Source organism: Rathayibacter sp. AY1F6 (assembly GCF_002932035.1).
Taxonomy (GTDB): domain Bacteria; phylum Actinomycetota; class Actinomycetes; order Actinomycetales; family Microbacteriaceae; genus Rathayibacter.
In genome coordinates, this window is record NZ_PSVD01000003.1 from 168,359 (window position 1) to 180,666 (window position 12,308).

A 12,308-nucleotide genomic window follows, 5' to 3' on the forward strand; every position below is an offset into this window, starting at 1 on the left:
CGGTCAGCGCGTCAAGAGATGCGACCTTTTCGGTCTTTTCGGTTTTTCGCCGGAGTCGTGCGAGGATCGACGCGGCGGCCCGCCGGGCCCGGAACGGAGGCGCGGTGCCACCACGCAAGCCCACCGGCACCATCACGCTCACCGACGTGGCGGCCGCCGCCGGCGTCTCGATCGCCACAGCCTCCAAGGCGCTCAACGGCCGCGACCAGGTGCGCGCCGAGACCCGCCAGCGCGTGCTGGACGCCGCCGAGGCCCTCTCCTTCACCCCGAACCCGTTCGCGCAGGCCCTCAACTCCCGGCGCACGGGCACTATCGGGATGCTCACGAACGACCTCGACAACCGTTTCGTGCTCCCCGTGCTGCTCGGCGCCGAGGACGCGTTCGGCGCCGGATCGACGTCGGTGCTCCTCTGCGACGCCCGCGGCGACTCGATCCGCGAGCAGCACCACATCAAGAACCTGCTCGCCAAGCGCGTCGACGGGATCGTGGTGCTCGGCCGGACGACGAACCCGCGCCCTTCGATCACCCGCACCATCCCGGTGCCGGTCGTCTACGCCTATGCGCCCTCGGAGGATCCGCGCGACTCCTCCTTCACGCCCGACAACGTGCAGGCCGGCGTCCTCGCCGCCCGCCACCTGATCGAGCGCGGACGGACGAGGATCGCCCTCGTCAACGGCGAGCCGAGCTACACCGCCGCGCACGACCGCGCCCGGGGCGTCGAGCAGGCGCTGACGGAGGCGGGGCTCCCGCTGGTCGGCGGCGGCGTCCTCTTCGGGCAGTGGTCCGAGAGCTGGGGCCGCCAGTGCGCAGAGACGCTGCTGCGCGCGCATCCGGACCTCGACGCGATCATCTGCGCGAGCGACCAGATCGCCCGCGGCACCCTCGACCACCTGCGCGAGACCGGCCGGCGGGTGCCGCAGGACGTGGCCGTCGTCGGCTTCGACAACTGGGACCTCCTCGTCGAGGCCGCCCGCCCGCCGCTCTCGAGCATCGACATGATGCTCGACACGCTCGGCCGCGCCGCCGCGGAGGAGCTCTCGAACGCGATCCACGGACGTCCGACCGCGGGCGTGCAGGCCATGCCCGTCCGCTTCGTGCCGCGCGAGTCCTCCGGCTGACGCCCCCGCCCTCCGCGAGAACGCGGAGGACACCGCCTGCTCAGCGGTGTCCCGACGCTCGGAGCGGCGTCTCGACGCACGAGCGGGCCAGCGCGCATCGGCGAGGACACCGGAGGGACGGGCGGAGCGCGATCGTGGGCGCAGACGTGCGCCGGACCCCTCGGGAGTCCGGCGCACGGCCTGGCGGTGATCAGCTGCCGGTGATCAGCCGGGATCAGCTCCCGGTGCGTTCACCGCGGCGTCGGAGGGTGAGGAGCATCAGACCGCCGCCGAGCAGGGCGAGCAGGCCCAGCACTCCGGCGGTCGCCGTCGCTGCGGCGTCCACTCCGGTCGAGGCGAGAGCCGGACCGCGGGGACCGTTCGACCCGGACACGGGAACGACCGCGGCGTGGGAGGGCGCCGGTCGCGGCGCTGTGGTCGCGGTCGGAGTGGGCGAGGCCGTGGGCGTCGCGGTCGGCGTGGGGGTGGGGGTCGCCGTCGGAGCCACGGTCGGGGTCGCCGTCGGCGTGGTCGTCGGCGTGACCGTCGGAGCCACGGTGGGCGCGATCGTCGGAGTCACCGTCGGCACGACGGTGGGAGTCACCGTCGGGGTGACGGTGGGAGTCACGGTCGGCGTGACAGTGGGTGTGACCGTCGGCGTCACGGTCGGCGTGACGGTGGGGGTCACGGTCGGCGTGACGGTGGGGGTCACCGTCGGGGTCACGGTCGGAGTGATGGTCGGGGTCACCGTCGGCGTGACCGTGGGCGTCACGGTCGGCGTGACCGTGGGGGTCACGGTCGGCGTGACTGTCGGCGTGACCGTCGGCGTCACGGCGGGCGTGACCGTCGGGGTCACGGTCGGCGTCACGGTCGGCGTGACCGTCGGGGTCACGGTCGGCGTCACGGTCGGCGTGACCGTCGGGGTCACGGTCGGCGTCACGGTCGGCGTCACCGTCGGGGTCACGGTCGGCGTCACGGTCGGCGTGATGGTCGGCGTAGCCGTCGGCGACGGTCCGCCGTCGGAGGGCTCGCAGCCCGGCTCGGTGAAGTCGTTGGAGTCGAGCGTGACCGCTCCCGTGCGGGCCAGTGCGCGGCCCTCGACGGAGACGCCCGTCGTCACCGTGATCGAGGCCGAGGCGAGCACGGAGCCCACGAAGTCCGAGTCGGTGCCGAGCGTCGCGGAGCTGCCGATCTGCCAGTAGACGTTGCAGGCCTGCGCTCCGTTGATCAGGGCCACCGTGCTCGACGAGGCCGTCGTCAGCGTCGACGCGGCGCGGATCACGAAGACCGCCTCGTTGACGCCCTCGGCGTCGAGCGTGAGCGTCCCCGTCACTCCGACCGGTCCGGCCGCGGTGTAGACCCCGGGCTTCAGCGTGCTGCCGCCGATCTCGGCGCCGATCTGCGCGGTCGTCGCCTGCGAGGCGAGCTGTCCGTAGGCCTTGCCCACGTCGGCCTGGGCCTGAGCCGCCTCCGCGTCTCCGCGGTGGATCACTCCGTCCGTCCGTCCGGGCGGGAACCCGGTGACGGCGGTCAGCGGGCTGACCCCGACGCTCTGGTCCAGGACGCTCGACCCCGTGTTCGTCACGGTCGACGCGGCCAGGACCGAGTAGTCCTCCGCCGTGCCGAGGTCCGGAGCCGTGGCCGCCTGCGCCGAGACGCCGGCGAAGAGCGCGGCGCCGACGACGGCGAGGACGACACCCGTCCCGATCGCCCCTCTTCTGCGGTTCTGCCGATGACGGCGGAGCGAGGTGCGAGAGGACACGTGCGGCACGAGGCCAGCGATCTGCCCGCGTCAGCGTGAGCTCAACAACCCGAGGTGGGAGGCTCGAACCGTAGGTCGCGCTCCTCGCCCGCGTCTATGCCGCGACCCTGACGGGGGGCAGGATCCGCCGACGACGTCCCCCGACCCGGGACATCCTCGCCACCGGAGTCCTCGCGCCGGTGACGGCGGACCCGGCCGGCGGAGCGGATCAGCGGTGACGCCCGCGGCACCCGAACCGGTCGGAGTGCCGCGCGGCTGCCCGGGAGCCCTCAGCCGAGAGCCGCCACCCGCTCGATCACGCCCTCGCCCAGCCGGGCGACGTACCCCTCCGGATCCGCCCCGGCCGGGGCCAGCTGCACGTGGTCGATCCCCAGCGCCGCGTACTCCTCCATCGCGCGGACGAAGCCGTCGGGGTCGCCGATCGGATCGCCGCCCCCGGTGATGGTCTTCGTGATCGTCGCGTAGTCGCGCCCGAGGTCGTCGCAGTGCCGCTTCAGCACGTCGAGCTTGTGCGCCACGTCGTCCGCGCCGGTGCCGAACAGGTTGCAGGCGTCGCCGTACTGCGCGACCAGCCGCAGCGTCTTCCTCTCGCCGCCGCCGCCGATGAGGATGGGCGGGCCGGGCTGCTGGATCGGCGCCGGGTGGTTCAGCGTCTCGGCGAGCCGGTAGTGCGTCCCCTCGAACGGCCCGTCGTCGTCGCTCCACATCTGACGGCAGATCCGCAGCGTCTCCTCCAGCCGCTCGAACCGCTCCTTCAGCGGCGGGTACGGCACGCCGAGCCCGAGGTGCTCGCGCTCGTACCAGGCGGCCCCGATGCCGAGCATCGCGCGTCCGGCGGAGAGCACGTCGAGGGTGGTGACGATCTTCGCGAGCAGTCCCGGATGGCGGTACGTCACGCCGGTGACGAGGAGACCCAGCCGCATCCGCTCCGTCCGGCCGGCGACGAAGCCGAGCGAGGTGTAGCCCTCGAGCATCGGATCCTCGCTCGTCGCGAAGTGCTCCATCTGGAAGTAGTGGTCCATCAGCGTGAACCAGGCGCAGCCGACGTCCTCGGCCGTCTGCGCGGTCGCTCCGAGGATCGGCGCGATCTGCGCGCTCCCCCCAGGCAGAGTGAAGTTCATGAAGTGAATGCCGAGCTGCACGCGCGTCTCCTGTCGTCCCGGGATGTCCAGGAGCCAGTGTGCGCCGAGCCACCACTCAACACGCCGACGCGCCCGCCTCTGAGCGGCGTCTCATCCGTTCCGCGGCGTCTCGGCCGATCGCACCCGCCGAGGCGCGGCCGCGCTCACTCGCAGACGCGGAAGCGGTTCCGGTCGAACCCGACGACGTCGCCGACGACGAGCTGGCGCCCGCGGCGCAGATCCACTTCGCCATTGACGGTCACCATCCCCTCGGCGACCGCCTCCTTGGCCTCGCCGCCCGAGAGGATCCCCGCGAACTTGAGGAACTGGCCCAGGCGGATCGACCCGCCGCCCAGCGGGACGTCGACGGGCTCGGGGACGGCAGCGGCGCCCTTCACGTCTGTGAACGCGCCCGCGAAATATCGCCGCAGGCCCCCTGGATCAGCGGGTTTCCCACGTAAGTGTCGCCGCAGTTTCCAGCACAACGTGTCGCTCCGAACATGCCCGCGTGATTCCGCGGATCTGAGGCCTCGATGGGGTCATTCGGTGGCCCCTCGCCGCGCAGGAAGTGCCCGGCGGCCATACGAGGTCGGGTTGGCACAGACTTCGGGTTCAGTCTCCACGAAGCCTTCCTCGGCGTCGCGGTCGGCGTCGGAGCTGCCGCCCTGCGCGGCCTGCTCGAACGGGCTGGCTGCCGGAAAAGCCGCAACAAGCGAGGCGTCAGGGCGATGTCGGTGCGGCTGTTTCGCATGCATGCCTGCGGGCGAAGCACTAGAGGGCGTTCTTCGTGGTCGCCAGGTACTCCGGCGTGGCGAGCGCTTGCATGGAGAACCAATGTGTCGCCTCGAGGCTCGCCTCCAGGTGTCGCCAACCGTTCGAGACGAACGAGCTCGTCTGCGCGCCGGTGAACATATAGACGACGGCTCGAGCGGCAGTCGGGATATCGACCTCGGCGCGAAGATTGCCTTCAGCTCGTGCCTGTTCGAGAAACAACGCTATCGCGTCGAGCCAGACTGGATCCGGCAACTTCGCAACGCCGGGGAATTCAGATGAGGCGTGTGCGACGAGACGCAGGCCTGCTTGCGCCGTTGGATCGTGCTGCACTGCTCTCGCGAGGGACCGGGACAGCGTGAGCAGTGAAGCGAGGCCGTCGTCGCCCGACTCCAGAATCGAATCCCGGAGGAGGATGAAGCCCTGGTCCTGGCGGCGGATGATCTCCTCCGCCACCTCGATCTTGCCCCTGCGGAAATGAAAGTAGAAACCACCCTGCGTGACGGATGCGGCTTCTAGGATATCGGCGACGCGAGCGGTCGAGTAGTGCAGGCGCGCAAACACCTTCGCCCCACCGAGAACAATCGCCTCTCGTGTGGCGATCCCGCGTTCCTGTTGTGCCACGCGCACCTCCGACTGATCCCAAAGCCACTCTATCGGCCCATGGTTCAGCGTCTCTGCCGTCTGGTCCCCGTTCGGGAGGGTTCACGCTGAGTAGCCGAACGCCGCGCTGGCGCTCGCACCGTGCTCGGATGTCGAGACCAACCTCACGTCGCGGAGGGTTCGGCCGCCGATGACGACCTCGGCGTTCCTGCGCACGGACGTGCGAGCGGAGAATCGAGCCTGGCCGCCGGACGGAGCGGGCGTCCGAGAGACGGAGGCGCGCCTGAGCCAGAGGTTCGGTACAGCGGAGCGGCTGGTGTCATTGACGGCGTCGATGAGGACTTGCGCCAACTGACCGAACATGACGAGTTCATCGACGGCGTCAAGGCGGGGCGGGGCGGCTGAGTACCCTGCCTGGGATGATGTGACGGAATGGGACGTCTCGAGGTGTCCATCGACGAGGTCCACGCGATCGACGTGGGACGACATCTGGATCGAGTCGCCTGCTGCCGCATGGGTGAGGCCGGGTGCCGCCTCGGCTGCGCCCGGTCGGGCTCGGCTCGGGGCGCACTCCAAGTCGACGTTCAGTCCGCCGATACGAGCCCGCAATGACTTGGTGCTGACGAGCGGTCCGCCGTGATCGGTCGTGATGCCGATGGGGACAGAGCCCACATCAGTCGTCGCCACACGTCCGGCGACGACTGAGAACCCTGTGACATCGAACGGCCCTTCCCACCAAGCGCCGCGATTCGTGTTCTCACACAGGCTGATGGTCTTCAGCGCCAGGCTGATCGCATCGATAGAACTGAGATGCACCTCGCGGGGATCTCCTGCCGCGTCCAGCGACCAGCGGGGCGGATAGATCGCCTGCTTAACAGCCGAAAGTCGGATCCTGTCACCGTCGACGTGTTCGGCCACCTGGCTGACGGTATGCCTGATGTGTCGATGACCCGAACCGAAGTATCGGCCGGACTCCTTGCCGAGTATCTCCTTTAAAGGCCGCCCATCAAAGTGGTGCATCTCGTCCCTTCGGATCTTCTGATCGGTCTGGTGATATGTGCACGCCTGGAAGGTGTCTCGCCGGATTCGATCCCAGGATCTCGAGCGGCGTCATGCACCCGGACCGTGCCTCGGCTGCGAGGGCTGCCGGTACTACCAGGCAGATCGCAGCCGCAAAGGCTGTTCCAGACCCAGCAGTCAGAACGAACGATGCACGATCGCCGGCGCTGCCTTCCACGGTGACTCGGAGACGAGGCTTGATGATGGTGCTCGCGGTCGACGTGAGCATCCGAGGCCGCGTTCGCCGATGTGATGGAAGCCTGAGAGGGCGAACTCGGTGCAGCGAAGACAGCACTCGCAGGAGCGGGAGTAGCAGGAGGAGCTGGCCGCGAGGCAACCCGAGCTCGGCGAACACCTGGATGTCGGTCGCCGCCGTCGTCCTCCGCAGAGCGAACAGGTCGCCGGTGTGCAGTGTCAGGTGAGAGCTCGTCTCAGAGGTCTCACCTGCTCTTCCACCTCTCAGCCTGACCAGCGTCCCGGACCGGAAGCGCCAGCTTCCTGAAGCGAGAACTGCCTGCGACGAAGCTGTGACGCCTGGTGACTTCGAAGTCCTGCCACTCGCGAGGCTCGTCAGGCTGACCTTCTGCGGCTGGTCTATCGTTCGGAGCGCATGCTCGGCGAGCACTTCGGCCAGATACGTGCCGAACCCCGCGCCGGGTACCACGGCGATGCCGCATTCTCGCCAGTGGGCATCCCGTTTCCACGCGTACTCGTGTGTGCGGCCCTCATTCGACAGGTCAGCGTAGGAGACGCAACCTTCCGCGCTGGCCTCCATGAGCGGCTGCGCGGTGGAGGACTATGGTCCGGCTGCGTTGATCACCCCGCTGACGCCGTCGACGTGTTGCGTCAGGGAGCTCGCACGCTGCCGGAGGTCGAGCTGCATCCTCGCGACGCCGTACCGGTCAGCCAGCATGTCGAGACTCGCGCCGTCGCGCCCGGCGAGGAGGAACGGCATGCCCCGGCGCCTTGCCTGCATCGCGAGTTCCGCTGCAACCGAGCCCGTGCCGTAGATCAGCCAAGGTGTCACCGGATCGACAGGGATGGTGCTCTCCCGGAGTGCATCGTGCTGGACGCTAGGGGAGGGGCGCTGCTCGCCGGTCGTCGTCGACGCCCGGCGGGGGGACCTGGCGTGCCGCGCGCACGGCGATCGCGCTTCCGAGCAGCACGAAGATCAGAAACGCCGACAGGCCTGCGAGCACGAACGCGTTCGAGTGCGTGGGGTCGACCACGAGGCTGAGCGAGCCCCCCGTGACTGCCAAGAATGCGCCGATCCACACGCAGGGTCGGGCTGCCTGATGGCCCCGCTGCCAGGCTTCATCGGAAGCCATGACCGAGGCTGCTCTGATCCCGACCAGGTTGTTCGGGCCGAGTCGCCCTCGGGCGGCGCATTCGACGGCTGCGACGACGGCAGCAGCAGCGAACACGAGGACGAGCACTCCGAAGACCATGAACCAAACATACATGCACGGTTGTATATCGTCGTTCGCGCCGTCGGTCGTCGCGCCAATTTTCGCGCCTAGAAACAAAGCACCGTACATGTTTGGTTTGCATGTCGCAGATCCTCCGGTCACCCGAGATCGCGTCTTCTTCGCCGTTTGTAGAACGCGGGTTGGTGACACTCTCGGAGAAGATCGGAAGCTCGCCGGGCGTCGTGGCGGTCACGCTGGTTGCCGTGGGGAGCGACGGTGCCGTCTATTCCGTGGTTGCCCTGGGCGTATCCGAACAACCCGGTGATCCACTGGAGCTCTATCGATCGAAGTTCATCGATGTTGCCAGGAGCGCCCTTGACCTATTGATCGAGTGACGCGACATCTCGGATTCTCGACAACCGGTTCGGATCCGTTCAGAGCACGGCGCGGCTGGCGTTCACCTGCTGTTCCGGTGAGGCGGCGTGTCCGATGATGGCATTCCCGCTGAGGAGCGCCGACAATTTCGATGCAAGGAGAGCGCTTCGGCAATTGGCTCACCGGCAAGTGTGGGGAGTGGCCGAGATCGATCCGACGCCGATTGTATTCGGACGCGATCGGAAGCAGTCTGCCGTCATCGATGCTATTGCACGGAACGCTGAACAGTACGGTTCCAGCCGCAGTTCGGTCTTGCCTCGGTGCCCTTACATGCACCTCGCACTGAGTAGGTCAAATTGGGAAGATCATGACCGGGATTCGCCCCTGTCGGTAGCACACGTCAGACCGCCGGGATGTCGGCGAAGCGCGAGAAGTGGCCGTGGAAGCCCACGGTCACCGTGCGGGTCGGGCCGTTGCGGTGCTTGGCGACGATGAGGTCGGCCTCGCCCGCGCGCGGGTTGTCCTTCTCGTAGGCGCTCTCGCGGTGCAGGAGGATCACCATGTCGGCGTCCTGCTCGATCGAGCCGGACTCGCGGAGGTCCGAGATGGCGGGGAGCTTGTCGGCGCGCTGCTCGGGGCCTCGGTTCAGCTGCGAGAGCGCGATGACCGGCACCTGCAGCTCCTTCGCGAGGAGCTTGAGGGCACGCGAGAACTCCGAGACCTCCTGCTGGCGGCTCTCGACCTTCTTGCCGGAGGTCATCAGCTGCAGGTAGTCGATGACGACCATCTTGAGCCCGACCCGCTGCTTGAGCCGGCGGCACTTCGCCCGGATCTCGACGAGGGTCATGTTGGGCGAGTCGTCGATGTAGAGCGGCGCGTCGTTGATCCGGCCGCGGGTGGAGGCGATGGTCGTCCAGTCGCGCTGGTCGACCGTGCCCTTCCGCATGTGCTGCAGCGGCACGGACGCCTCGGCCGAGAGGAGGCGCATCGCGATCTCGCTGCGCCCCATCTCGAGGGAGAAGAAGATCGTGGCCATGTTGTGCTTGATCGCGGCGGCACGGGCGAAGTCGAGCGCCAGCGTCGACTTTCCGAGCGCGGGGCGCGCGGCGACGATGATCATCTGCCCGGCGTGGAAGCCGTTGGTCAGGTCGTCGAGGTCGGCGAAGCCGGTGGGGACGCCGGTGAAGCTGCCGTCCTTGTGAGCGGCCGCCTCGATCTCGTCGATCGCGACGGTCACCGCGTCGGTCAGCGGGACGTAGTCCTCCGCCGTCTCGGAGCCGGTGACGTTGTAGATCTCGGCCTGCGCCGTGTTGACCAGGTCGAGCACCTCGCCCTCGCCCTGGTAGCCCATCTGCGCGATGCGGGTGCCCGCCTCGACGAGGCGGCGCAGCAGAGCGCGCTCGGCGACGATGGAGGCGTAGTACCCGGCGTTGGCCGCGGTGGGGACCATCGAGGTGAGCGTGTGCAGGTAGTCGGCGCCGCCGGCCCGCTGCAGCTCGCCCTGCTTCGTGAGCTCGTCGGTGACCGCGATGACGTCGGTCGGCTCGCCGTGCGAGTAGAGGGCGAGGATCGCGTCGAAGACGATCTCGTGCTTGGGGATGTAGAAGTCGGTGCCCTTGACGCTCTCGACGACATCGGCGACCGCGTCCTTCGAGAGCAGCATGCCGCCCAGCGCCGACTGCTCGGCGAGGAGGTCGTGCGGAGGGGTCCGCTCGTTCCCGCGCGACTCGCCGCGGTCACCGCGACCGTCCCGTCCGTCCGAGCCGGGTACCGCCAGGTGCGCGATCGTCATGCCTTCGCCTCCTCCTGTCGGGTGCTGCGCGTCCGGTCGAGCCGGTGCCGGGATCCGGTCTACCAGCGACCTCCGACAGCGGCGCACGGGCGCCTGCCCGCACCCCTCGCGGGGCGCTGCGCCACCCTACGGACCGCCGCCCGCGGCACGCAAACCGCCCTGTGGAGAGAGCTGTGCAGAACCGAGGGGAAACGCCGGGCCCACTGTGGGCAACGTGTGGACAACCCTGTGGGATCGGCGGCCCTCAGCAAGTTTTTTCCGGCTCTTGACCAGGCATTTCCTGCTTTCCACAGGTGTGTGGGGAAAAGAGTCTCAAGACCACAGTGAAGGTTGGTCCCGCCGGAGGGTGTATGTGGATGGAGCTGTGGAGAACGGGAACGACGAAGGGCGGTGCGAGGGGACTCGGAAGTCCCGTCGCACCGCCCTCCGCGGCGTTCTCGCGGCCTTACTTGGCCGCGACCACCTGCAGCTTCACAGTGGCCTGGATGTCGTCGCGCAGACGCACCACGGCCTCGTGCTCGCCGACGTGCTTGATCGCGTTCGAGATGACGATCTTGCGCTTGTCGAGCTCGCCGAATCCTGCCGCCGCCACCGCGTTCGCGATGTCGGAGGTCTTCACCGAGCCGAACAGGCGGCCGTCCTTGCCGGCCTTGACCGTCAGCTTCACGCGGTTGGCCTCGAGGACCTGCTTGGTGTGCTGGGCCTCTTCGATGGTCTTGTGCTCACGAGCGGCTCGCGCCGACTTGATCTGCTCGACCTGCTTCTCGCCACCGCGGGTCCACGCGACGCCGAAGCCCTGCGGGATGAGGTAGTTGCGGGCGAACCCGTTCTTCACGTCGACGACGTCGCCGGCCGAGCCGAGTCCGTCGACCTCGTGGGTCAGGATGACCTTGGACATACCGTTACCTACCTTCCGCTGCCGGCGTAGGGCAGGAGCGCCATCTCGCGGGCGTTCTTGACGGCACGGGCGATGAGGCGCTGCTCCTGAACGGAGACGCCGGTGATACGACGGGCGCGGATCTTCCCGCGCTCCGAGATGAACTTGCGGAGGGTCGCGACGTCCTTGTAGTCGATGACACCCACGCGGACCGACTTCGCGGGGGCCGCGTTCTTCGCGCCCTTGCCGCGGATCGGCTTGCGGCGGTCGCCGCTGCTCTTTCCAGCCATAGTGGTTTCCTTAGATTCTGGTTCGCCCCTGCCCCGCCGCGAGCGATCGCGGTGCGGGGGAGGCGTGATTCAGGTGAGGAGAGCGTCCGAGCCGAGGCTCAGAACGGCGTCTCGTCGTTGTAGCTGCCCGGCGTGCTCCACACGTCGCCACCGGCGGGAGCGCTCGGCGCCCACGGCTCCTCGGCCTGACCGCCACGGTTGCCGCCGGCGTTGCCGGAGCCCCCCTGACCGCCGCCGCCGAAGCCGCCCTGGCCGCCGCCGATCTGACCGCCGTTGCCCTGGCCGCCACCGGCCTGGCCGCGTCCGCCTCCACCGGAGGCGCGCGTGACCTGCGCGGTCGCGTAGCGCAGCGAGGGCCCGATCTCGTCGATCTCGAGCTCGATGCTGGTGCGCTTCTCGCCTTCCTTCGTCTCGTAGGAGCGCTGCTTCAGGCGGCCGGTCGCGATGACGCGGCTGCCCTTGGTCAGCGTTCCTGCGACGTTCTCGGCGAACTCGCGCCAGACGGAGGCGCGGAGGAACAGCGCTTCGCCGTCCTTCCAGTCGTTCGCCTGACGGTCGAAGGTGCGCGGCGTGGAGGCGATGGTGAAGTTCGCGACCGCGAGCCCGCCCTGCGTGTAGCGCAGCTCGGGGTCGGCGGTGAGGTTCCCCACCACGGTGATGATCGTCTCGCCGGCCATGAGCGCTACGCCTTGGGAGCGGCCGAGGCCTTGGCAGCCTTGCGGGCGGCCTTCTCGTCGGCGAGCTTCGCGGCGGCCGCGACCTGGGCGATGCCCTCTTCGGCCCGCAGCACCTTGGTGCGCATGACGGCCTCGGACAGCTTCAGCTGACGGTCGAGCTCGTTCGCTGCGGCGGAGGTCGACGTGAAGTCGACGACGGCGTAGATGCCCTCGGACTTCTTGTTGATCTCGTACGCCAGACGACGGCGGCCCCAGACGTCGACCTTGTCGATGGATCCACCATCGGTGCGGATGACGTTGAGGAACTTGTCGAGACTCGGAGCGACGGTGCGCTCATCGATCTCGGGGTCCAGGATGACCATGATCTCGTACTGATGCGTCACTAACCCACCTCCTTCGGACTGAACGGCCACGGTATTTCCGTGACAGGAGGGTATGTAGCATCTGCCCACTCCCGCGGACGCGAGTGCGTCTG

The 12,308-nt window shown here is 68.7% G+C and carries 14 protein-coding genes; 2 read left to right on the forward strand and 12 right to left on the reverse strand.

Annotated features, from left to right (window positions below):
• Window positions 1–104: 104 nt before the first annotated feature.
• On the forward strand, window positions 105–1,118 hold the full coding sequence (locus C5C44_RS04475; RefSeq protein ID WP_104237753.1) for a LacI family DNA-binding transcriptional regulator: 1,014 nt from the start codon (window positions 105–107) through the stop codon (window positions 1,116–1,118).
• A 214-nt stretch (window positions 1,119–1,332) separates the two neighbouring features.
• Here the strand turns inward: C5C44_RS04475 and C5C44_RS17195 are convergent, their stop codons facing one another.
• From C5C44_RS17195 to C5C44_RS04510, 7 genes are all read right to left on the reverse strand, one after another.
• On the reverse strand, window positions 1,333–2,859 hold the full coding sequence (locus C5C44_RS17195; RefSeq protein ID WP_219827828.1) for an ice-binding family protein: 1,527 nt from the start codon (window positions 2,857–2,859) through the stop codon (window positions 1,333–1,335).
• A 269-nt stretch (window positions 2,860–3,128) separates the two neighbouring features.
• Window positions 3,129–4,001: an LLM class F420-dependent oxidoreductase gene (locus C5C44_RS04485; protein ID WP_258063468.1), complete on the reverse strand. Its 873-nt coding sequence runs from the start codon at window positions 3,999–4,001 to the stop codon at window positions 3,129–3,131.
• Window positions 4,002–4,144: 143 nt separating this feature from the next.
• The gene (locus C5C44_RS04490) at window positions 4,145–4,378 is read right to left on the reverse strand and encodes an RNA-binding S4 domain-containing protein (protein ID WP_104281893.1); all 234 of its coding nucleotides are present in this window, start codon (window positions 4,376–4,378) and stop codon (window positions 4,145–4,147) included.
• A gap of 373 nt (window positions 4,379–4,751) precedes the next feature.
• A complete protein-coding gene (locus C5C44_RS04495; RefSeq protein WP_104335404.1) occupies window positions 4,752–5,375 on the reverse strand; it encodes a TetR family transcriptional regulator in 624 nt (207 codons plus the stop codon).
• An 81-nt stretch (window positions 5,376–5,456) separates the two neighbouring features.
• Window positions 5,457–6,374 carry an AvrD family protein gene (locus C5C44_RS04500; RefSeq protein WP_146084304.1) on the reverse strand — a complete coding sequence of 306 codons (918 nt, stop codon included), beginning with the start codon at window positions 6,372–6,374 and terminating at the stop codon, window positions 5,457–5,459.
• An 835-nt stretch (window positions 6,375–7,209) separates the two neighbouring features.
• Window positions 7,210–7,368: a hypothetical protein gene (locus C5C44_RS16940; RefSeq protein ID WP_181132717.1), complete on the reverse strand. Its 159-nt coding sequence runs from the start codon at window positions 7,366–7,368 to the stop codon at window positions 7,210–7,212.
• 118 nt (window positions 7,369–7,486) lie between these two features.
• Complete coding sequence (locus tag C5C44_RS04510) at window positions 7,487–7,876, reverse strand: SdpI family protein (protein ID WP_181074516.1); 390 nt, start codon at window positions 7,874–7,876, stop codon at window positions 7,487–7,489.
• Between the two features lie 86 nt (window positions 7,877–7,962).
• Between C5C44_RS04510 and C5C44_RS04515 the strand changes: the two genes are divergently transcribed.
• On the forward strand, window positions 7,963–8,217 hold the full coding sequence (locus tag C5C44_RS04515; protein WP_104335406.1) for a hypothetical protein: 255 nt from the start codon (window positions 7,963–7,965) through the stop codon (window positions 8,215–8,217).
• Window positions 8,218–8,597: 380 nt separating this feature from the next.
• Here the strand turns inward: C5C44_RS04515 and dnaB are convergent, their stop codons facing one another.
• The 5 genes from dnaB to rpsF form a co-directional block, all read right to left on the reverse strand.
• A complete protein-coding gene (gene dnaB, locus C5C44_RS04520) occupies window positions 8,598–9,989 on the reverse strand; it encodes a replicative DNA helicase (protein ID WP_104225797.1) in 1,392 nt (463 codons plus the stop codon).
• Window positions 9,990–10,434: 445 nt separating this feature from the next.
• Window positions 10,435–10,887, reverse strand: coding sequence for a 50S ribosomal protein L9 (gene rplI, locus C5C44_RS04525; RefSeq protein ID WP_104222692.1), 453 nt, complete (start codon window positions 10,885–10,887; stop codon window positions 10,435–10,437).
• Between the two features lie 8 nt (window positions 10,888–10,895).
• Window positions 10,896–11,156: a 30S ribosomal protein S18 gene (gene rpsR / locus C5C44_RS04530; protein WP_055784551.1), complete on the reverse strand. Its 261-nt coding sequence runs from the start codon at window positions 11,154–11,156 to the stop codon at window positions 10,896–10,898.
• 98 nt (window positions 11,157–11,254) lie between these two features.
• Entirely contained in the window at window positions 11,255–11,833 is a 579-nt protein-coding gene (locus tag C5C44_RS04535; RefSeq protein WP_104222691.1) for a single-stranded DNA-binding protein, read from the reverse strand.
• A gap of 5 nt (window positions 11,834–11,838) precedes the next feature.
• Window positions 11,839–12,216, reverse strand: coding sequence for a 30S ribosomal protein S6 (gene rpsF, locus C5C44_RS04540; protein ID WP_068207796.1), 378 nt, complete (start codon window positions 12,214–12,216; stop codon window positions 11,839–11,841).
• Window positions 12,217–12,308 lie beyond the last annotated feature (92 nt).